General features: G+C 74.1%; 26 protein-coding genes. 21 read left to right on the forward strand and 5 right to left on the reverse strand.

Translation table 11 applies throughout. The features are described 5' to 3' along the window. The first annotated feature begins 9 nt into the window (after positions 1–9). Positions 10–279 (forward strand): hypothetical protein, encoded by a 270-nt coding sequence (locus J2X36_RS20510; RefSeq protein WP_405029829.1) that lies wholly within the window; start codon positions 10–12, stop codon positions 277–279. Positions 280–319: 40 nt separating this feature from the next. On the opposite strand, the gene J2X36_RS20515 is transcribed toward J2X36_RS20510, so the two are convergent. Next, on the reverse strand, positions 320–742 hold the full coding sequence (locus tag J2X36_RS20515) for a SufE family protein (protein WP_310353214.1): 423 nt from the start codon (positions 740–742) through the stop codon (positions 320–322). A gap of 76 nt (positions 743–818) precedes the next feature. Beyond that, positions 819–1,862, reverse strand: coding sequence for a PAS domain S-box protein (locus J2X36_RS20520; RefSeq protein WP_310353217.1), 1,044 nt, complete (start codon positions 1,860–1,862; stop codon positions 819–821). 169 nt (positions 1,863–2,031) lie between these two features. On the opposite strand from J2X36_RS20520, the gene J2X36_RS20525 reads away from it, so the two are divergent. The 8 genes from J2X36_RS20525 (at position 2,032) to J2X36_RS20560 (ending at position 9,347) form a co-directional block, all read left to right on the forward strand. Beyond that, complete coding sequence (locus J2X36_RS20525; RefSeq protein WP_310353220.1) at positions 2,032–2,283, forward strand: hypothetical protein; 252 nt, start codon at positions 2,032–2,034, stop codon at positions 2,281–2,283. Between the two features lie 138 nt (positions 2,284–2,421). After that, entirely contained in the window at positions 2,422–3,201 is a 780-nt protein-coding gene (locus J2X36_RS20530) for a hypothetical protein (RefSeq protein WP_310353223.1), read from the forward strand. Further along, on the forward strand, positions 3,119–4,432 hold the full coding sequence (locus J2X36_RS20535; RefSeq protein ID WP_132254835.1) for a DNA-packaging protein: 1,314 nt from the start codon (positions 3,119–3,121) through the stop codon (positions 4,430–4,432). Before J2X36_RS20530 ends, J2X36_RS20535 begins: the two co-directional genes overlap by 83 nt. A gap of 169 nt (positions 4,433–4,601) precedes the next feature. Further along, a complete protein-coding gene (locus tag J2X36_RS20540; protein ID WP_310353227.1) occupies positions 4,602–5,765 on the forward strand; it encodes a phage portal protein in 1,164 nt (387 codons plus the stop codon). A gap of 182 nt (positions 5,766–5,947) precedes the next feature. Further along, on the forward strand, positions 5,948–6,484 hold the full coding sequence (locus tag J2X36_RS20545) for an HK97 family phage prohead protease (protein ID WP_132254833.1): 537 nt from the start codon (positions 5,948–5,950) through the stop codon (positions 6,482–6,484). 29 nt (positions 6,485–6,513) lie between these two features. Continuing rightward, positions 6,514–7,785 (forward strand): phage major capsid protein, encoded by a 1,272-nt coding sequence (locus J2X36_RS20550; protein WP_310353229.1) that lies wholly within the window; start codon positions 6,514–6,516, stop codon positions 7,783–7,785. Between the two features lie 183 nt (positions 7,786–7,968). Continuing rightward, on the forward strand, positions 7,969–9,090 hold the full coding sequence (locus J2X36_RS20555; RefSeq protein ID WP_310353232.1) for a hypothetical protein: 1,122 nt from the start codon (positions 7,969–7,971) through the stop codon (positions 9,088–9,090). Positions 9,091–9,101: 11 nt separating this feature from the next. Further along, positions 9,102–9,347 carry a hypothetical protein gene (locus J2X36_RS20560; protein ID WP_310353234.1) on the forward strand — a complete coding sequence of 82 codons (246 nt, stop codon included), beginning with the start codon at positions 9,102–9,104 and terminating at the stop codon, positions 9,345–9,347. 19 nt (positions 9,348–9,366) lie between these two features. Here the strand turns inward: J2X36_RS20560 and J2X36_RS20565 are convergent, their stop codons facing one another. Then, entirely contained in the window at positions 9,367–10,239 is an 873-nt protein-coding gene (locus J2X36_RS20565) for a trypsin-like serine protease (protein WP_132254829.1), read from the reverse strand. A gap of 194 nt (positions 10,240–10,433) precedes the next feature. On the opposite strand from J2X36_RS20565, the gene J2X36_RS20570 reads away from it, so the two are divergent. Both J2X36_RS20570 and J2X36_RS20575 read left to right on the forward strand, forming a co-directional pair. Continuing rightward, complete coding sequence (locus J2X36_RS20570; RefSeq protein WP_310353238.1) at positions 10,434–11,141, forward strand: hypothetical protein; 708 nt, start codon at positions 10,434–10,436, stop codon at positions 11,139–11,141. Position 11,142: 1 nt separating this feature from the next. After that, on the forward strand, positions 11,143–11,382 hold the full coding sequence (locus J2X36_RS20575; protein ID WP_310353239.1) for a hypothetical protein: 240 nt from the start codon (positions 11,143–11,145) through the stop codon (positions 11,380–11,382). A gap of 258 nt (positions 11,383–11,640) precedes the next feature. Here J2X36_RS20575 and J2X36_RS20580 read toward each other — a convergent pair whose 3' ends face one another. Together J2X36_RS20580 and J2X36_RS20585 are read right to left on the reverse strand one after the other, a co-directional pair. Further along, positions 11,641–11,853 carry a DUF4287 domain-containing protein gene (locus J2X36_RS20580; RefSeq protein WP_310353240.1) on the reverse strand — a complete coding sequence of 71 codons (213 nt, stop codon included), beginning with the start codon at positions 11,851–11,853 and terminating at the stop codon, positions 11,641–11,643. A gap of 169 nt (positions 11,854–12,022) precedes the next feature. After that, entirely contained in the window at positions 12,023–12,823 is an 801-nt protein-coding gene (locus tag J2X36_RS20585; RefSeq protein WP_310353243.1) for a trypsin-like serine protease, read from the reverse strand. Here J2X36_RS20585 and J2X36_RS20590 point away from each other — a divergent pair. The 10 genes from J2X36_RS20590 to J2X36_RS20635 all read left to right on the forward strand — a co-directional run bounded on the left by J2X36_RS20590 (position 12,822) and on the right by J2X36_RS20635 (position 17,988). Beyond that, on the forward strand, positions 12,822–13,403 hold the full coding sequence (locus J2X36_RS20590) for a hypothetical protein (protein ID WP_310353245.1): 582 nt from the start codon (positions 12,822–12,824) through the stop codon (positions 13,401–13,403). The genes J2X36_RS20585 and J2X36_RS20590 overlap by 2 nt on opposite strands. 15 nt (positions 13,404–13,418) lie before the next feature. Continuing rightward, positions 13,419–13,790: a head-tail adaptor protein gene (locus J2X36_RS20595; protein WP_310353248.1), complete on the forward strand. Its 372-nt coding sequence runs from the start codon at positions 13,419–13,421 to the stop codon at positions 13,788–13,790. Continuing rightward, a complete protein-coding gene (locus tag J2X36_RS20600) occupies positions 13,787–14,194 on the forward strand; it encodes a DUF3168 domain-containing protein (protein ID WP_245516601.1) in 408 nt (135 codons plus the stop codon). Before J2X36_RS20595 ends, J2X36_RS20600 begins: the two co-directional genes overlap by 4 nt. Positions 14,195–14,216: 22 nt before the next feature. Beyond that, positions 14,217–14,627, forward strand: coding sequence for a phage major tail protein, TP901-1 family (locus J2X36_RS20605; protein ID WP_132254824.1), 411 nt, complete (start codon positions 14,217–14,219; stop codon positions 14,625–14,627). 14 nt (positions 14,628–14,641) lie between these two features. Next, complete coding sequence (locus J2X36_RS20610) at positions 14,642–15,043, forward strand: gene transfer agent family protein (RefSeq protein ID WP_132254823.1); 402 nt, start codon at positions 14,642–14,644, stop codon at positions 15,041–15,043. Then, positions 14,980–15,198, forward strand: a complete 219-nt coding sequence (locus tag J2X36_RS20615) for a phage tail assembly chaperone (protein WP_310353255.1) — start codon at positions 14,980–14,982, stop codon at positions 15,196–15,198. The genes J2X36_RS20610 and J2X36_RS20615 overlap by 64 nt, the downstream gene beginning before the upstream one ends. Positions 15,199–15,322: 124 nt before the next feature. After that, positions 15,323–15,901, forward strand: a complete 579-nt coding sequence (locus J2X36_RS20620) for a phage tail tape measure protein (RefSeq protein WP_132254821.1) — start codon at positions 15,323–15,325, stop codon at positions 15,899–15,901. Positions 15,902–15,944: 43 nt separating this feature from the next. Next, positions 15,945–16,586 (forward strand): DUF2460 domain-containing protein, encoded by a 642-nt coding sequence (locus J2X36_RS20625; RefSeq protein WP_132254820.1) that lies wholly within the window; start codon positions 15,945–15,947, stop codon positions 16,584–16,586. Between the two features lie 13 nt (positions 16,587–16,599). Continuing rightward, a complete protein-coding gene (locus J2X36_RS20630; RefSeq protein WP_310353259.1) occupies positions 16,600–17,511 on the forward strand; it encodes a DUF2163 domain-containing protein in 912 nt (303 codons plus the stop codon). 15 nt (positions 17,512–17,526) lie between these two features. Next, complete coding sequence (locus tag J2X36_RS20635; protein ID WP_132254818.1) at positions 17,527–17,988, forward strand: NlpC/P60 family protein; 462 nt, start codon at positions 17,527–17,529, stop codon at positions 17,986–17,988. Positions 17,989–18,017 lie beyond the last annotated feature (29 nt).

The raw sequence follows: 18,017 nt of genomic DNA on the forward strand, positions 1-18,017 counted from the left end.
AGAACCCCGATGTCCCCGATGCGCCCCCTCGCCGCCGGCCTGACGCTGGCCGCCCTGACGATCCTGCCCGCCGCCGCCCAGGCTCCCGCCGAGACCGGGACCGGCGGGGGGCCGGCCTCGACGGTGACGGCGCCCAACACCTCCTCGGTCGGCCGGACCAAGCCGCCGGGTGCCGCCGCGGGCGGGACGACGGCGACTGACCGGACGGAGCGGACGCCGCAGCAGAAGGAGGACGACCGGATCCAGAAGGGGATCTGCATCGGCTGCGCCCCCAAATGAGGGCGGCCCCAGGGGTCCGGTGAGGGGAGAGACGGGCCGGTCAGGCGCTGAGCTTGCGGGCCTCGCGCTGGATGCGCTCGTTCATGGCGCGCAGGCCCCCGGCCCGCTTCGAGGTGATGTGGTTCCCGAAATCGAGCTGGCGGAAGACGTCGAGCCCGTCGGTGACCGCGATCTCCTCCGGAGACTTGTTGGCGTAGATCGCGATCATCAGGGCGACGAGGCCGCGGGTGATGCTCGAATCGCTCTCGCCGGCCAGGGCGAGGATCGGCTTGGGGCCGGATTCGTCGAGGTGCGATTCGAGCCAGACCTGGCTCTCGCAGCCGTGGACCCGGTTCTCCTCCGTGCAATGCTCCGGGCTCAGGCGCGGCATCGCGCGGCCGAGCTCGATCACGTAGGCGTAGCGGTCGTCCCACTCCTCCAGGAACTCGAAATTCTCGATGATGGTCGGTAGGGGCGGAAGCATCGGCGGCCGGTCGAGGGGTTCAGCGTCGGGCGGGATATAGGCGCGCCGCCCGGCGGATGCGAATCGCGGGCGGCGTTCAGGGCGCGTCGTCGACCCGCGGCTCTGGCAGTTGCAGCTCCAGCGGATCGTCCATCGAGGCGGAGCCGCGCACGGCGATCTCGGCCTGGGCCGCGTAGGCGGCGATGAGGCGCGGCCCGAGCTTCGGCACGTCCGGCCGCCCGGCCTCCGCCGCCTCCCCGGCGCCCGAGGCGACGGTGAGCCGCACCGGGCCGCCGGCCGCCGCGTCGATGGTGATGGCGATGGTACAGGCCACCGTCTCGGCGGTGGCGTCGAGGCACTCGGCCACCACCTCGGCGACGATCATGCCGAGGGCGTTGGCGGTGCGGGGCTCGACGAAGCCGGTGCCGCTGCCGCCGACCGTGACGCCGATGCGGCCGGCGCGGCGCAACTGGCCGAGCCCGGAGGCGAGCCGGTGCAGGTAGTCGCGCAGGTCGATCGAGGCGATGTGGGGCGCCTCGTGCAGGTGCTGCTGCACCAGCGCGATCGCGCGGACCCGCTGGCCCAGCGCCTCGAAGCTGCCCCGGCAGGGGTCCGGTGCGGCCCGGCCGTACAGGCCGATCAGGCTGACCATCACCTGCAGGTTGTTGCGGACCCGGTGGTAGACCTCGGCGAGCAGCGCCTCCTTCTCGGAGAGGGCCTGCTCGATATGCTCCTCGGCGTGCTTGCGGTCGGTGATGTCGAAGCAGGAGCCGAGATAGCCGTGGAAGCCGGCATCGTCCTCCAGCGGGCGGCCGGTCTCGAGGAGCCAGCGATAGGAGCCGTCGTGGCGGCGCAGGCGGAACTCGACGGTGAAGGGGCGGCGCTCGGAATAGGCCTCCGCGACGAGGGCGGCGTGGCGGGCGAAATCGTCCGGATGCAGGCCCCGCCGCCAGCCGTCGCCGATCTCCTCCTCGGCGCTGCGCCCGGTGAATTCGAGCCAGCATTCGTTGTGGTGGACCGCCTGACCCTGAGGATCGGCGCGCCACATCATCAGCGGGACGAAATCGGCGAAGCGCCGGAACGCGTCCCCCACCTCGAAGCGGCCGTGGCCCACCCCGGACACTGGTGTTTCCGCTGCCATGATTCTCCCGATTCGCCCTTTGCCCTCGCTGATGTGCGCAATGCAGGCGCCGGTCAACGTGCCGAGCCATGCCCCGTTCCGGCAGGCCCCCGGCACGGAACCGGGACGATTGCCGGAGCGGCGGCTCCGCCCGTCGCCGAGGGCGATGAGCCGCCCCATATGGAGCGGGATGACAGCCCTGGACCCCCTCCTGAAGACCCTCGACGGCCTCGCGGCGACCGACGACCCCGCCGGCGTCGAGCACGCGGACCGCGCCATCTGGGAATACCTGTCGGGCATCGACGGATTGAGCGCCCAGATCCGGGCGGTCGACGCCCTGGCCGAGGCCCTCGAATCCTGGCCCGCAAGCAGCGGCCTCATCCCTGCCATCCGGGACGTGGTGGCGCGCCACCGGGCGCGGCTCTCCGAGCCTTCGGCCTGAGCGGCAGGTACGACCGCGTACGCACCCTCCGCGCCATCCGGAATAAAAGCCGGTCTTAGGCTTTTTCAGGTTGACAGCGGTGCGCTCCTCGGGTACAAAACGGGAACACTCCAGAAGTGTGACGAGACGGCGGGGACGATGGCGCGGATCGGCCGATACCCGCCCGAGCGTGTCGCGGCCGCCGAGGCGCTGGTGCGCGGCACCGAGCGCAGCCTCATGGCGCTGGCGGGCGAGATCGGTGTCGCGCCCCTCACCCTGCGGCGCTGGAACCGCCGCTTCGGCTGGCGCGCGACGCACGCATCCCATGCGCAGGGATCCAAGGGGAGCGGATCGAAGGCGCGCGGACACATGCCCGGACCGGCCTGGACGCCGGAGCGGGTCGCGAGCCTCGGCCGCCTCTACCACAACCCGACGATCGACCCGCGCGACCTCGAGGCGGCCCTCTCCCCGAGCCGCTGGGCCGCCCGCGGCTTCCTCCGCTCCCACGGCCTGACGGTGCGCCGCCGCGCCGCCGCGGGCCGGACGATGCGGCGGGAGGCGGACGGCTTCGCCGGCCCGGCCCTGCGGGCGGCGTTGCACGCCCAGGTCGCCCGCCAGATCGTGCGCTTCGACGCGGCTTTGCGCGAGGAGCCGGGCCTGCCCGATTCCGCGCGGGTGCTGCGCGACCTCGGCGGCCTGAAGCGCCTCCTCGACGACCTCGACGCGGCGCCGCCGCAGCGTGACGGAGACGGCCATGCCACGCGCCGACCGGGCTCCGACGCGCAGGATGTCCCCGCCGGCCGGGAGGGAGCGCCCCTCGACCTGCCCGCCCTGCGCGCGGAGATCGCGCGCCGCTATGCGGCTTTCGCAGGCGAGCGGGCTTCTGCCGGCCTTCCTGGAGAGCCTGCCGCCCCGCCTCCTCGCGGCCCTGGCCCGTGACTGGCTGCACCTCGCCCGCGCCGACCAGCTGCCGCCCTGCGGGCCGGACCGCGCAGCTTGGACGACCTGGGCGCTGATCGGCGGCCGCGGCTGCGGCAAGACCCGGGCGGGCGCCGAGTGGGTGAGCGCGCTGGCGATGGGCGATCCCGCCTTCACGTCGGAGCCGGTCGGGCGCATCGCGCTCGTCGGCGAGACCGTCGCGGATGTGCGCGACGTGATGATCGAGGGGCCCTCCGGCCTCCTCGCGCTGCCCGACCGGGGCTCCCGGCCGTGCTGGTCCCCCTCGCGGCGGCGGCTCGAATGGCCGAACGGGGCGGTGGCCCTGGCCTTCTCGGCCGAGGAGCCGGATTCGCTGCGCGGGCCGCAATTCGGGGCCGCGTGGTCGGACGAGATCGCCAAGTGGCGGCACGGCGAGGCCGCCTACGACATGCTGCAATTCGGCCTGCGCCTCGGGCGGCGCCCGCGCGGGCTCGTGACGACCACGCCGCGGCCGATCCCGCTGATCCGGCGGCTCATCGCCGATCCGCGCACGGTCCTGACCCGCGCCCGCACCGCCGACAACGCGGACAACCTCGCCCCCGCCTTCCTGGCGGAGGTGGTGGGTCGCTACGCGGGCACCCGGCTCGGGCGCCAGGAACTCGACGGCGAGCTGATCGAGGACCGGCCGGACGCCCTCTGGACCCGGCCCGGGCTGGAGGCGGCCCGCATCGCCTGCGCCCCCGAGGCGCTGGCGCGGATCGTGGTGGCGGTCGACCCGCCGGCCTCCTCGCGGGCCGGGGCGGATGCCTGCGGGATCGTGGCGGCGGGCGCCCTCGGCGCGAATGCCTACGTGCTGGCCGACGCGACCCTGGCGCGGGCGACGCCCCAGGCCTGGGCCTCGGCGGCGCTCGCCCTCTACCACCGGCTCCAGGCCGACGCCCTCGTCGTCGAGGTGAACCAGGGCGGCGAGATGGCCGAGGCGGTCCTCCGCGAGGTCGACCCGAGCGTGCCGGTGACGGCGGTGCGGGCGAGCCGGGGCAAGTACCTGCGGGCCGAGCCCGTCTCGGTGCTCTACGCGAAAGGGCGCGTGCGCCATGTGGGCGCGCTGCCGGCGCTCGAGGACGAGATGTGCGATTTCGGCCCGGACGGCCTCTCCACCGGCGCCTCGCCGGACCGCCTCGACGCCCTCGTCTGGGCCCTGACGCATCTCCTGCTGCGGGCGGCACCGGAGCCGCGCATCCGGCGCCTGTAGGGGAGGCGCGCGCCACCTCTCCCGTCCGGGAAGTCTGAGTCCGCGGCCACGCGGACCGGGTGAGGGATGCGACCTCCCCGGACAGGCCGCATCCCTTACCCCCGCCCTCTCCCCCGCCCTCCCCCGGACGGGAGAGGGAGCCCGCGGCGTCCCTCGACAAGGATCCTCGATGCCCAACCTCATCGCCCGGCTCGCGCGGGCCGCGGGATACGTGCCGGCCGCGAAGGCCGCGCCCCTCGCGGGGCCGAGCTTCGCCCTCTACGGGGACGGGCGCGCCGTCTGGACGGCGCGGGAGGGCGGCGCGCTCGCCCGGGAGGGCTTCCAGCGCAACGCGGTGGTGCACCGGGCCGTGCGGCTCGTCGCCGAGGCCGCGGCCGCGCTGCCGCTGATCCTCACGGGGCCGAGCGCCGAGGCCGCGCGCCCGCTGACCGCGCTGCTCGCCCGGCCGAACCCGCGCCAGGGCGGCGCGCGGCTCCTCGAGGCGCTCTACGGGCACCTCATGGTCTCGGGGAACGCCTACCTTGAGGCGGTGAGCCTCGACGGGCGCCCCCGCGAGATCCACGTGCTGCGGCCCGACCGGATGCGGGTGGTGCCGGGACCCGACGGCTGGCCCGCCGCCTACGCCTACGACGTCGGCGGGCGCCGCCTGCATTTCGACCAGACCGGCGCGGGGCTGCCGCCGATCCTGCACCTGACCCTGTTCCACCCCCTCGACGACCATTACGGGCTCTCGCCGATGGAGGCGGCGGCGGTGGCCCTCGACATCCACAACGCGGCCGGCGCCTGGAACAAGGCGCTCCTCGACAACGCGGCGCGGCCCTCCGGCGCCCTCGTCTTCGGCGGCGCCGGCGGCAGCTTGAGCGAGGCGCAGTTCAGCCGGCTCAAGGGGGAGCTCGAGGCGAACTACCAGGGCGCGGGCAATGCCGGGCGCCCGCTCCTCCTCGAAGGAGGCCTCGACTGGAAGCCCCTCGCCCTGTCGCCGAAGGACATGGATTTCGTGGAGGCGAAGGCGGGCGCGGCCCGCGAGATCGCGCTCGCCTTCGGCGTGCCGCCGCTCCTCCTCGGCCTGCCCGGCGACAACACCCACGCCAACTACGCCGAGGCCAACCGCGCCTTCTACCGCCAGACCGTGATCCCGCTGGTGCGGCGCACCGCCGAGAGCCTCGCCCACTGGCTGGAACCCGCCTTCGGCCCGGCGAGCCTGGAACCCGACCTCGACGCGATCGAGGCCCTGGCGCCCGAGCGCGAATCCCTCTGGCGCCGCGTGCAGGGGGCGGATTTCCTCACCCCCGACGAGAAGCGCGAGGCCGTGGGCTACGGGCCGGGCGGCTGACGACGGGCCTGCGGCGGCCGGCCGCGGGCGGCGCCCCGCGCCCCCTCTCCCGTCCGGGAGAGGGTTGGGGTGAGGGATGCGCCGTGTCCGGATGACGCGAACCCCTCACCCGGTGCGCTGACGCGCACGCGCCCTCCCCGAACGGGAGAGGCGACCACACCCCTTCCCCGCGAGGTCCCCCGATGGACGGCCATTTTGCCGGCTATGCCAGCCTGTTCGGTGTGCCCGATCTCGGGCGCGACGTGGTGGCGGCGGGCGCCTTCGCGGAGACGCTGCGCGCCCGCGGCCCCGCGGGGGTGCGCATGCTCTGGCAGCACGATCCGGCCGAGCCGATCGGGCGCTGGATCGCCCTCGCCGAGGATGCGCGCGGCCTGCGCGTCGAGGGCCGGCTCAACCTCGCCGTGCAGCGGGCCCGCGAGATCGACGCCCTGATGCGGGAGGGCGCGGTCGACGGGCTCTCGATCGGCTTCCGCACGCTCCGGGCCGCCCCCGACCGGGCGGGCTACCGCCATCTGCGGTCGATCGACCTCTGGGAGATCTCCCTCGTCACCTTCCCGCTGCAGCCCGGCGCCCGCATCGCCGGCAGCGATGCCGGGCCGCTCGTCGCCGAGATCCGCTCGCTCGCCCGGCGGCTGGCGCCGCCGCGGCGCGGCCCGGGCCTGCAGACCCGCTCCCACCCCACCCCCGCGATCCGGCTGCGGCCGGGCCTGCGGGCCTGACCCCTCCGCTCCCAACAGCGAGACGCCGCATGACCCTCCCCGACACGACCGAGACGAAGACCGCCCCCGCCCTGGAGAACAAGGCCGGCGCCGGCGAGACCAAGGCGGCGCTCGCCGACCTCGCCACCGCCTTCGAATCCTTCAAGGCGACGAACGACACGCGGCTGGCCGAGATCGACCGGCGCCTCTCGGCCGACGTCGTGACCGAGGAGAAGCTCGCCCGCATCGACGCGGCGCTCGACGCCGCCCGGACGCGCCTCGACCGGATCAGCCTGGAGCGCGCGAGGCCGCCCCTGGCCGGGGCCGAGACCGGCGGCCCGCGCGACGGGCTCGGGGCCGAGCACAAGGCGGCCTTCGACCTCTACGTGCGGGCCGGCGAGAGCGCCGGGCTGAAGCGGCTGGAGGAGAAGGCGCTCTCGGCGGGCTCGGGGCCCGATGGCGGCTACCTCGTGCCGCCCACGATCGAGCGCGAGGTGCTGCGCCGCCTCGCCGCCCTCTCGCCGATCCGGGCGCTCGCCACCGTGCGCACCATCTCGGCCGGGCAGTACAAGCGGGCGATGTCGCAGAGCGCGGCCGCCGCCGGCTGGGTCGCCGAGGCGGCGGCGCGCCCGCAGACCGACGGGCCGACCCTGTCCGAGCTGAGCTTCCCGGCGATGGAGCTCTACGCGATGCCCGCCGCGACCCAGACGCTCCTCGACGACGCGGTGGTCGACATCGACGCCTGGCTCGCCGACGAGGTCGAGACCGCCTTCGCCGAGCAGGAGGGCACCGCCTTCGTCAGCGGCAACGGCGTCAGCCGCCCGAAGGGCTTCCTCGCCGCCGACACGGTGGCGAATTCCGCCTGGGTGCCGGGCAAGATCGGCTTCGTCGCGACCGGCGTCTCGGCGGGCTTCCCGGCCGCCAACCCCTCCGACGTGCTGTTCGACCTCGTCTACGGCCTGCGCGCCGCCTACCGCCAGAACGGCACCTTCGTGATGAACCGGCGGGTGCAGGGCACGATCCGCAAGTTCCGGGACGCGGACGGCAACTACCTCTGGCAGCCGCCGCTGGCCGCGGGCGCCGCCGCGACGCTGCTGGGCTTCCCCGTGGCGGAGGCGGAGGCGATGCCCGACATCGCGGCGGGCAGCCACGCGCTCGCCTTCGGCGATTTCCGCCGCGGCTACCTCGTGGTCGACCGCGCCGGGCTGCGGGTCCTGCGCGACCCCTATTCCGCCAAGCCCTACGTGCTGTTCTACACCACGAAGCGCGTCGGCGGCGGCGTGCAGGACCACGAGGCGATCAAGCTCCTGCGCTTCGCCTGAGGCGGGCGGATCCCGGCTCCCGCGGGGGCCCGGATCCGGCTTCCGCGCCGTGATGGGCGGCCGCGATAATCATCCTTCAGGTTGCAGAATTCGCTGTCTTTCCGTCACATTCGCGATATTTGATAACCTGAGCGATGTTTTCTCCGGAACAGCGGCTTCTCCTCGCCCGTCACGCGGCCCTAGATGTCCCGGGCTTGCGAGGGGGGACGGCGCGACATGAACCGGGACGGGGCGATCAACGCCAAGGCCGAGATTTTCCGGAAGGCCTTCGATTTCCGCGAGGTGGCCTCGGCGTCGCTGGAGGAGAGCGACGGCCCGCTCTTCGCCGCGCCCCGCGGAACCGAGATCTTCGACCGGATCCTGACGGCGCGCAGGCGGCGGTCCCTCGATGCGAGCGAACAGATCGCCCTCGGCCTGCTCCGGCGCCCGCGCGTGCAGGCCGACCTCAAGATCGGCATCTTCGTCCAGGACGAGCGCCTGCGCCATTCCGCGATCGTCGAGATGGCCCTCGGGATCGTCGGCGAGCGCGAGGCCGAGGTGATCGTCACCGGGCCCGTCCGGTGCCAGACGCCGGTGAATGCCGGGACATGCCGTCCTCTGCGGATCGGCGGATCGGTCGGGCACGCTGCCGTCACGGCCGGCACGCTCGGATGCTTCGTCCGGTGCCGGACGAGCGGCGATGTCGGCATCCTGTCGAACAACCATGTCCTGGCCGCGACCAATGCCGGCGCCCGCGGCGACGTCATCCTGCAGCCCGGACGGGCGGATGGCGGCTGCGGGTCCCTGCCGACCACGCACGTGGCCGAACTTCGCGACTTCGTACCGATTGACTTCGCCCCGGATGCCGCGAACTTGGTGGATTGTGCGTTCGCCCCGCTCACGAACGGCGTGGGCCGCACGACCGATCGTGTCAGCGATCCCCTGTGCCTGCGGGCGGACTGGAGCGTTGCGACCGTGGACGATCTGATTCTGGCCGGAGCGCCGGTCCGGAAAGTCGGGCGGACGACCGGCTACACGGAGGGCTCCGTCCTGGCGATCGGCGTCGACAACGTCGTCGTGCGGATGCCGGGCCGGACGCGGAAGATCGCGCGCTTCGACCAGCAATTCGCCATCGCCGGATCGGCCGGCGCGTTCTCGAGCGGCGGCGACAGCGGCTCGCTCATCTTCACGCAGGAGGGTCACCCCGCGGCCCTGCTCTTTGCCGGCACAGAATCCGGCGGCCCGCAGGGCGGTGGCATCACTTATGCGAACCCGATCCAGACTGTTTTGGACTTGTTAAACCTCGATATCTATACTGGCCAGTGAGGGACCCGGCCATGGATCAGCGGCGCGAGAAACTTCTGGCCTCGAAATCCGCCGCCATGAAGGCCAAGGCCGCCTTCATGGCCCAGTATATCGAGGGTCACGCCGACCGGGCCGCCGGCCTCGGCGTCAGCAAGAGCGGCGAGGCATGGGCGTTCGTGGTCTTCGTCCACACGCCGGACGCCGCCGCCGAGCTGCCCGACCATTTCGGCGCGTTCGACGTCGAGGTCCAGGTGACCGGGCCGGCCAGGGCTTACTGACCGGCCCCGCGGAGGCCGGCTATTGCCGCCGCCGGCCGGGCCGCGCCATCCAGTCCGTGCGGCCGGGGGCGCGCGCTGCCGCCTCGCCGGCCTGGAGCTGCGAGAGCTCGGCCGCGCGGGCGCTGATCCAGCCCGTGTGCTCGCCGAGCGGCGTCACGGCCGTGAAGCCGCCGCAGGCGGTGCGCTGGCGGGTGTTCTGCTGCATGGCCCCGCTCGACCAGCTCACCACGCCGACGATCTGGTAGCCGCCGGGGCCGCCTCGCAGGATCGGGCCGCCGGAATCGCCGAGGCAGGCGCCCGCGCCCACCGTCTCGGCGAAGCGGCGCCGGTCCGTCACCACCGTGACGCGGTTGGCGACCTGCAGCGAGCCGATCGAGACGAGATGCGCCTGGCGCAGCGTGCGCGCCGTGTTGCGGCGGTTCTCCGCCACGACACCGAAGCCCGCGATGTCGACCGGATCGCCCTTAGAGATCGAGCCGGCGCCGCGCGGGTCGAGGGGCTGGAAGTCCGGCCCGAGCGGCTCGGCGAGCTTGATCATGGCGAGGTCGACGCCCGGCTGGTCCTCCGGCGTCGTGCCGGGCACGAAATCCGGGTGCATCGAGGCCGCCACGGCCGAGATGCGGCGCTGGCGGAACGCGCGGTCGACCGCCACGACGCTGTAGCCCGCCCGGTGCATCACGCAATGGGCGGCGGTGAGCACGAGGTCGGGCGCGATCAGCGTGCCGGAGCAGATCTCGCCCTGCGTGCTCTCGATCCGCACCACCGAGGCGCGAAGCCCGTTCGGGTCCCGCGAGACCTCGCCCTGGATCACGGCCTGCGCCGGCAATGCCCCGAGGGGGCTCAGCGCCAGCGCGGCGCCGAGGACGGCCTTGCGGAAGGGGATCGCGAACATCGGGTCTCTCTCGCAGGCCGGGTGCAGGCGGCAGTCGAATGGAGCGTAGCGTAAGGCAATGGGCCGGCCAAGCTCCGGTTCCCGCCAGCCTCCTCACGGAGCCGTCAGGCGTGGAGGCGGATCCTCCACGGGGTGGAGTGCGGAGTCTCGCGCGGGTCGGCTCGCGAATGCACCAAGCGGGCGCTGCGGAGGGCGTGAAGGCGGAGGCGAGGCAAGGCACGGAGCCCAAGCCTCCGAGACTGCAAAAAAATCAACCTGAGGTTATTATTTTCCGTTTGCTTCCCGCGTATCCGCCCGACCAGACTGACTCGACCCGGCCCGTCCTGCTCGTCCCCATGGTCATAACCCCGAAGCACGCGAAATATTACGCCCTCCGCACGGCCTCGCGGGAAGCTGTCGCCGAGAGTTTTCTGGTCAAGATCAGGCGCTCCCAGCACGCCTCGTCCTGGAACGGCGTCGTCTTCGGTTCCATCGACAAGGGCGCGACGGATTGTGCCCGCCTCGAATGGCCGAAGCACTACTCAGATCAGACACATCGCGGATTTTCTGAGAGCTGGGAGACGCTGCACAGGAAGTTTCTACCGATCCCATCCTTCTTCGACCTCGCGATCTGGCAACGAATCGAAGGTCAACTCGTTCTCCAGGGAATGGCATTGGGCAAGCCGTCGGACGGGAAGACGCACCTCACGCTTAACTGGGTTGAAAGATCGTTCGCGCCAGACTACCTGCGTGGAGGGGTCCTGCTGCCAATTCTGGCCTGCGCCGAGGAGTACGCCAAGCTCCTAGGTTGCCAACGGGTTCTGATCAAGAACCCCGTTGACCCTGCCAAATACGAAAGGTACGGCTATTCCCCGTACGCGTTGCGTCGCGTTCGCGCGACCTACCTGTGCAAGGAACTGTGAGATGGCTACGATAGCGACGGGCGCCTCCAAGGCCGTCGAAGTCCGTGACGAGATGACGGCCGCCCTCGAGGCTGGCGCCGCTCACGCGGCCGCCTTCTACGCATCCGGCCGGAACACGCTCGTCGACCAGCTTTCGCAAGAGGCGTGGGAGGCGTGGGACGGCTCTGACGAACTCGCCCTCGTGTTCGACCCGGATGGGGTCGATCTGCCGGACGACGCCGATTGCGACTTGGCCGCCTGAGGCGCCGCAGACGGCATCGTGGATTCAGCCCCGCTTCGGCGGGGCTTTTCGTTTCAGGCCCAGCGAACAAATCGAGCGGGTGGATCGTCTCTACTTCCAAGCGGTCGACATCTGTCCACACACAGGGTCCCGAACCGGGGCCGTGGGCCAGGATTCTGGCCTCCGGTTTGACCGTCGCGCTTGAGGTTGCCGGCTTCGTTCAACGGAGGGTCCGCTCAAGGTGATGAGCGGCCCGAGCGATGGGGCAGCGAAGAACCGTCACGTCTTCTCTGCTGCCAGGACGTGCGCCACGATCGCGTTGGCGTGTCCATGACCCATCCCGTGATCGCCCTTCAACATCGCGACCAATTCCATGTGCTTGGCCGGAAGCCTTTCACGGACAAGTTGCTGCCACTCACGAATGGGCCGACCGTATTTTTTCTCGATCGATGGAAAATACGAGGCTGGCCCCTTGGTCGATTCGGCAGACACTGCGCGACGGGCTCCGGATGATTTTGGCTGACGGCAGTTTGAACACACGAACCTCTCACCGCAACGGGACCTTGCAGGGTGATGCGGACTTCGCGCCAACGCCCGCCCAGGGTCGAAAGCAGCCCCGCGCGCGTGAGTCCCAGGCGTCGGATTCCGGTCCCTAGGCCCCTCACTCCCACACGGCCCGCCGCCCCCAGCCCTGCAGGGTGCGGTCGAGCCAGTCCCGTTGCGGGCCGAGAAGGACGCCCTGTGAGATCGCGCCGCAGGGGCCGCCTCCGACCCAGGCCGTGACGGCGACGATGGCGCCGTCGCCGCGGGCGATCGGGCCGCCGGAATCGCCCTGGCAGGCGCCGGCCGGGCCGGCGGCGGGCTTCAGCCAGACCAGGATGCGGCTCGGGCCGTAGGGTTCCACCACGGGCAGGCTCGCGCTGCGGAAGGTGCCGGTCGTGCGCGCCTCGCCGGCCCGCGCGACGCCGTAGCCCGACAGGACGAGGCTCTCCCCCGCCCGCGGCCCGTCCGCGGCGAGGCGCGCGGGCGCGAAGCGCGCGGGCAGCGGGGTCGCGGTGCGCAGGAGCGCGAGGTCGATCGAGCGGCGCCGCCCGGCGATGGCGCCGGCATCGTAGCCCGGATGCACCGCGCGGCCCGCGACCTCGACGAGCACCGGCTCGGCCCCCTCCCGGTAATGCACCCGGTGCTCGGCCCGGCCCGCCGCGCAATGGGCCGCCGTCAGCACCGTGTCGGGGGCGAGCACCACGGCGCTGCAGACGCCCCCGTCCGAGGACAGGACCATGACGCTGCCGGAGGCGCCCTCCGGCGCCTCGCGGCCCCCCACCACCGCGCCGGCCGGTCCGGCGAGCGCCCCGAGGGCGAGCGCGGCAGAGCCCAGACGCGCCCCGAGCCCGCGCGCACCGACACGCAAGCCCGGCGCACGCCGCCCGATCGGCCGCGCCCGGCCGGAGATTGGATCCATGAGCCCTGCCCTCCCGACGCCTCCGATACGGCTCGACGGACCCGCCGTCGAGCCGGTGAGCCTCGCCGAGATGCGGCTCGACCTGCGCCTCGACCCGGACGACACCGCGGAGGACGGGCTCGTTGCCGCCCTCCTCGCGGCCGCCCGCGCGCGGATCGAGGCGGAGACGCGCCGCATCCTCGTGCCCGGCCGCTTCCGCCTCGTCCTCCCCGCCTGGCCGTCGGAGGGCGGGCTCACACTGCCCCTCGCCCCCGTCGTCGCGATCGAGGCGGCGAACCTGCTGGCCCGGGACGGCACCGCGACCGCGCTCCCGGCCGGGCTGCTGCGCCTCGGGCCGGACCGCGTCGAGGCGCCGGTCCTCCTCGTCGAGGGCAGCGCGCCGCCGCTCCTCGGCCGCAGCCTCGCGCTCGAGCTCGGGGCCGGGCATGGCGGGGCCGGGCCGCCGGTGCCGCCGCCGATCCTGCTCGCGATCCGCCGCCTCGCGGCGCTCTGGTTCGAGCATCGCGGCGACGAGCCGGCCGGCGGCCTGCCGCCCGACGCCGCCGCCCTCGTCGCGCCCTATCGCCGCCTGACCCTCTGACCGCGAGTCGCCGCCATGGCCCGCCCCTTCATGACGCGTCCCTCCGCGCGGCCCGCCCTCGGGGCGCGCCGCCGCCGCTTCGTGCTCGAACGCCCGGTCGAGGACCCGGACGGGTTCGGCGGGGTACTCCGCCGCTACGTCTCCGGCCCGGTCCTGTGGGGGGCGATCGAGCCCGTGGGCGAGGCGGAGCGCACGCGCCTGCGCGGCGGCCGCGGCGATCCGGTCGCCACCCACCGCATCACCCTGCGCGCGCGCAGCGGCCTCGCGCCCGCGATGCGCCTCTGCGCCGGCCCGCGCCGCTTCGTCATCCGCAGCCTCGCGCCCGCCGGGCCGCCGGGCGGCGACCTCGTCTGCCGCGTCGAGGAAGTGCCGGAGGAGACGCCGTGAGCCCGCTCCTCGCCCTGCGCGCGGCGATCCTCGCGCGGCTTGCCGCCGACGCGACGCTGATCGGCCTGATGGGCGGGCGCCTGCGCCTCCACGACGAGCCGCCGCGGGGTGCCGCGCCCGTCTACGCGATGTTCGGCGATGCCGAGATCCGCGACGCCTCCGTCGACGGCGCGGCCCGCCACGCCCACAGCCACGCCCTCGTCGTCTTCGCCAAGCCCGGCTCCGCCCGCACCGGCCTCGACGCGGCCGAGCGCATCGCCGCGCTCCTGAGCGAGGGCGGTCTCGCCCCCGCCGGCCACGCCCTCGTGACCTGCCGGGTGCAGGCGCTCAAGGCCACCCGCGACGAGGCGAGCGGCGAAGCGCGCTGCGTCCTGATCCTCGACGCCGTCACCGAGGCGGCCTGAACCCTCGCGACCGGAGCCCCCGATGACCGCCCAGAAAGGCAAGGACCTCCTCATCAAGGCCGGCAACGGCAGCGGCGGCTTCGTCGCCGTGGCGGGGCTGCGCGCCCGGCAGATCGCCTTCAACGCGGAGGCCGTCGACGTCACGAACGCGGATTCGGCCGGGCGCTGGCGCGAGTTGCTCGCGGGCGCCGGCATGCGCCGCGCCGCGATCTCGGGGGCGGGCGTGTTCCGCGACGAGGCGTCGGACCTGCGCCTGCGCCAACTCTTCTTCGACGGGCTGATCGAGACCTTCCAGATCGTGGTGCCCTCCTTCGGCATCCTGGAGGGACCCTTCCAGGTCACGGCGCTGGAATACCGCGGCGACCATGCGGGCGAGGTCACCTTCGACATGGCGCTGGAATCGGCCGGCGCCATCGGCTTCACGGCGATCTGAGCATGAGCCCGCGCATGGCGAACCGCCGCCGCGGCGAGGTGCCGCTCGACCTCGGGGGCGAGCGCCTCACCCTCTGCCTCACCCTCGGGGCGCTCGCCGAACTGGAGACGGCGCTCGGCGCCCCCGACCTCGCCGGCCTCGCGGAGCGCTTCGCGGGCGGGCGGCTTGCCGCGCGCGACCTCATCGCGCTCCTCGGCGCCGCGCTCCGCGGCGGCGGCCACGACATCGACGATGCGGGCGTCGCCCGGCTGCCGCTCGCGGGCGGCATCGCGGCGGTGACGGAGGCGCTCGGCGAGGCCCTCGCCGCCGCCTTCGGGGAGCCGGATTCATCGTCGGATCCGACCTCGGACCCTTGCCCGCCACGGGAGGCCGAGAGAGGGGAGACATCCCCGCCTTCCCGTGGGATTCCGCGCTGACGCTCGGGCTCCACGCCCTGCGCTGGCGCCCGCAGGACCTCTGGTCCGCCACGCCGCGGGAGCTGGCGCTCGCCGCCGGCGCCGCGCGCCCCCCCGAGGCGGCCCGCCGCGCCGACCTCGCGCGCCTCCTCGCGGCGTTTCCGGACGGGGCCTGAGGCGCGCCCCGCATCACCCCGCCGAGGCGCCGCGGCCCGAGACGCGAGGCGCCCCCTCTCCCGGACGGGCGAGGGGACCCGCGCTCGACCCTCGAAGCCCGCAGACCGCGCCCGGAGCCGCCCCATGACCGAGACCGACCTCGACCGCGCCAACGCGGCCCGCGTCAAGCAGCTCGACGCCCTCGACCGGCTCGCCCAGAAATTCGGGCAGAGCCTCTCGAACGCGCTCGCCCGCAATCTCGGGACGGGGCGCCAGCTCGACAGCCTGCTCGGCTCGCTGTCCGCGAAGCTCGCCGGCCTCGCCGTCAAGGCGGCGCTGAACCCGGTGAAGCAGGGCATCACCGGCCTCGTGAACGGGCTCCTCGGCACGCCCTCCCTCGGGGGCGAGGCGGCCTTCGCCCGCGGCGGCGTCCTCTCCGCGGGCCGGGTCCGGCCCTTCGCGGGCGGCGGCGTGGTCGCCGCGCCCACGTACTTCCCGATGCGCGACGGCACCGGGCTGATGGGCGAGGCGGGGCCAGAGGCGATCCTGCCGCTGAGGCGCGGCAGCGACGGGCGCCTCGGCGTCGCGGCCGGCGCGGGCCAGCGGCCCGTCGCGATCACCGTCAACATCGCGACGCCCGACGTCGCGGGCTTCCAGCGCTCCGAGGCGCAGGTCGCCGCCCAGCTCGCCCGCGCCGTCGCCCGCGGGCGGCGCGCCCTGTGAGCCCGCATCCGCCCGGACCCGTCCCGCGACACGGAGCGTCCCCATGCCCGCCGATTTCCACGAGGTGCGCTTTCCCCTCGACGTCTCCCTGCGCGGCAGCGGCGGCCCGAGCCGGCTCACCGAGATCGTGACGCTGGCCTCGGGCCGCGAGCACCGCAACAGCCGCTGGGCGGATTCCCGGCGCCGCTACGATGCCGGCTTCGGCATCCGCAGCCTCGACGCGCTGCACGCGGTCGTGAGCTTCTTCGAGGAGCGGCGCGGGCGCCTCTACGGCTTCCGCTACCGCGACCGGGTCGATTTCCGCTCGGGACCGCCGGGCCGGGCGATTGGGCCGACCGACCAGCCCCTCGGCACCGGCGACGGGGCGACCCGCACCTTCGCCCTGGCCAAGACCTACGGCGGCGGGCCGCTGCCCTACCGGCGCGCCATCGCCAAGCCCGTGGCCGAGACGGTGCGGGTGGCGGTGGCCGGCCTCGAGGTGGCGCGGGGACGCTTCGCCTGCGACGCGACGACGGGCCTCCTCACCTTCGCGAGCGGGGCCGCCCCGCCCGCGGGCGCTCCCGTCACCGCGGGCTTCGAGTTCGACGTGCCCGTCCGCTTCGACACCGACGACCTCACGGTCGACCTCGAAGCCTTCACGGCGGGCGAGATCCCGAAGGTCCCCCTCGTCGAGATCGTGCCCTGAGCGGAGACGGCCGATGCGCGACCTCCCCCCCGCCCTCGCCGCGCGCCTCGCCTCCGGCGCGACGACCCTCTGCCATTGCTGGTCGCTGACGCGCCGCGACGGCCTGCGCCTCGGCTTCACCGACCACGACCGCGACCTCACCCTCGGCGGGCTCGTGCACGCCGCCCGCACCGGCCTCGCGGCGGCGGAGGCCAGCGCCGAGCTCGGCTTCGCGGTCTCCGGCGGGGACGTCTCCGGGGCGCTCACCGCGCTCGGCCTCACCGAGGCCGACATCGCCGCCGGGCTCTACGACGGGGCCGCCGTCGAGACCTGGCTCGTCGACTGGGCGGAGCCCGAGGCGCGCCTCCTCCTCGACGTCGCCAGCCTCGGCGAGATCCGCCGGGCGGGCGACGCCTTCGTGGCGGAACTCCGCGGCCTGATGGAGCGCCTCGACGCCGAGCGCGGCCGCAGCTTCCGCGCCACCTGCGACGCGGACCTCGGCGACGCCCGCTGCGGCGTCGATCTCGGCCCCTTGCGGATCGCGGGCCGGGTGATCGGCGAGCCGGAGCGGGGCAGCCTCCTCGTGAGCCTCTCCGGCCCCCTCCCGGACGCCGCTTTCCCGGGCGGGCGCCTCGCCTGGACGGGGGGCGCCAATGCCGGGCTCTCCGCCGATATCCGGGCCCAGGTCGCGGGGCGCGCCGGCACGCGGCTCGACCTGCGGGAGGTGCCGGCCCGCGCGGTCGCGGCGGGTGATGCCTTCACGCTGATCCCGGGCTGCGACAAGCGCCTCGCCACCTGCGCCGGGCGCTACCGGAACGCCCCGAACTTCCGCGGCTTCCCGCACCTGCCGGGCAACGACTTCGTGCTGCGCCAGGCCGGGGGCCAGGGGACCGGCCAAGCCGCCGGCCCCCCGCTCGACGGCGGCAGCCTGTTCCGCGCCGGCTGAGGGGGAGGAATGATCATGAGGGACGCGGTGGTCGCCGCGGCGCGCGGCTGGATCGGCACGCCCTACCGGCATCAGGCCTCGCTCAGAGGGGTCGCCTGCGACTGCCTCGGCCTCGTGCGGGGCGTCTGGCGGGAATGCCTCGGCCCCGAGCCGGAGGCCGCCCCGCCCTACGCGGCCTCCTGGGCGGAATCGGCCGCCCCCGGCACCGACCCGCTGGCGGAGGCGGCCGCCCGCCACCTCCTCCCGGTGCCGATCGGCCCCGGCTACGAGCCCGCCCCCGGCGACCTCCTGCTCTTCGCCTTCCGGGCGCACCTGCCCGCCCGCCACTGCGCCATCGCCACGGGGCGGGGCTCCATGATCCACGCCCATGACGGGGCGGCCGTGGCGGAGGTGGCGCTCACCCGCTGGTGGCGGCGCCACCTCGCGCACGCCTTCCGGTTCCCGGAGGCGCCCGAGAGCCGAACCGGCGATCCCTGACACCTGAGACGAATCGTCCTTCCGGAGCC

The sequence above is a fragment of the Methylobacterium sp. BE186 genome (assembly GCF_031457035.1).
Lineage (GTDB): Bacteria > Pseudomonadota > Alphaproteobacteria > Rhizobiales > Beijerinckiaceae > Methylobacterium > Methylobacterium segetis.

Coding starts and splice junctions, on each gene's coding strand:
- J2X36_RS20590 (WP_310353245.1), top strand. CDS start 12,822: ATGAGCCCTGCCCTCCCGACGCCTCCGATACGGCTCGACGGACCCGCC.
- J2X36_RS20530 (WP_310353223.1), top strand. CDS start 2,422: ATGGCGCGGATCGGCCGATACCCGCCCGAGCGTGTCGCGGCCGCCGAG.
- J2X36_RS20625 (WP_132254820.1), top strand. CDS start 15,945: ATGCCCGCCGATTTCCACGAGGTGCGCTTTCCCCTCGACGTCTCCCTG.
- J2X36_RS20585 (WP_310353243.1), bottom strand. CDS start 12,823: ATGGATCCAATCTCCGGCCGGGCGCGGCCGATCGGGCGGCGTGCGCCG.
- J2X36_RS20510 (WP_405029829.1), top strand. CDS start 10: ATGTCCCCGATGCGCCCCCTCGCCGCCGGCCTGACGCTGGCCGCCCTG.
- J2X36_RS20620 (WP_132254821.1), top strand. CDS start 15,323: ATGACCGAGACCGACCTCGACCGCGCCAACGCGGCCCGCGTCAAGCAG.
- J2X36_RS20635 (WP_132254818.1), top strand. CDS start 17,527: ATGAGGGACGCGGTGGTCGCCGCGGCGCGCGGCTGGATCGGCACGCCC.
- J2X36_RS20575 (WP_310353239.1), top strand. CDS start 11,143: ATGGCTACGATAGCGACGGGCGCCTCCAAGGCCGTCGAAGTCCGTGAC.
- J2X36_RS20550 (WP_310353229.1), top strand. CDS start 6,514: ATGACCCTCCCCGACACGACCGAGACGAAGACCGCCCCCGCCCTGGAG.
- J2X36_RS20555 (WP_310353232.1), top strand. CDS start 7,969: ATGTCCCGGGCTTGCGAGGGGGGACGGCGCGACATGAACCGGGACGGG.
- J2X36_RS20610 (WP_132254823.1), top strand. CDS start 14,642: ATGGCGAACCGCCGCCGCGGCGAGGTGCCGCTCGACCTCGGGGGCGAG.
- J2X36_RS20515 (WP_310353214.1), bottom strand. CDS start 742: ATGCTTCCGCCCCTACCGACCATCATCGAGAATTTCGAGTTCCTGGAG.
- J2X36_RS20630 (WP_310353259.1), top strand. CDS start 16,600: ATGCGCGACCTCCCCCCCGCCCTCGCCGCGCGCCTCGCCTCCGGCGCG.
- J2X36_RS20535 (WP_132254835.1), top strand. CDS start 3,119: ATGCGGCTTTCGCAGGCGAGCGGGCTTCTGCCGGCCTTCCTGGAGAGC.
- J2X36_RS20525 (WP_310353220.1), top strand. CDS start 2,032: ATGACAGCCCTGGACCCCCTCCTGAAGACCCTCGACGGCCTCGCGGCG.
- J2X36_RS20545 (WP_132254833.1), top strand. CDS start 5,948: ATGGACGGCCATTTTGCCGGCTATGCCAGCCTGTTCGGTGTGCCCGAT.
- J2X36_RS20595 (WP_310353248.1), top strand. CDS start 13,419: ATGGCCCGCCCCTTCATGACGCGTCCCTCCGCGCGGCCCGCCCTCGGG.
- J2X36_RS20560 (WP_310353234.1), top strand. CDS start 9,102: ATGGATCAGCGGCGCGAGAAACTTCTGGCCTCGAAATCCGCCGCCATG.
- J2X36_RS20605 (WP_132254824.1), top strand. CDS start 14,217: ATGACCGCCCAGAAAGGCAAGGACCTCCTCATCAAGGCCGGCAACGGC.
- J2X36_RS20520 (WP_310353217.1), bottom strand. CDS start 1,862: ATGGCAGCGGAAACACCAGTGTCCGGGGTGGGCCACGGCCGCTTCGAG.
- J2X36_RS20565 (WP_132254829.1), bottom strand. CDS start 10,239: ATGTTCGCGATCCCCTTCCGCAAGGCCGTCCTCGGCGCCGCGCTGGCG.
- J2X36_RS20540 (WP_310353227.1), top strand. CDS start 4,602: ATGCCCAACCTCATCGCCCGGCTCGCGCGGGCCGCGGGATACGTGCCG.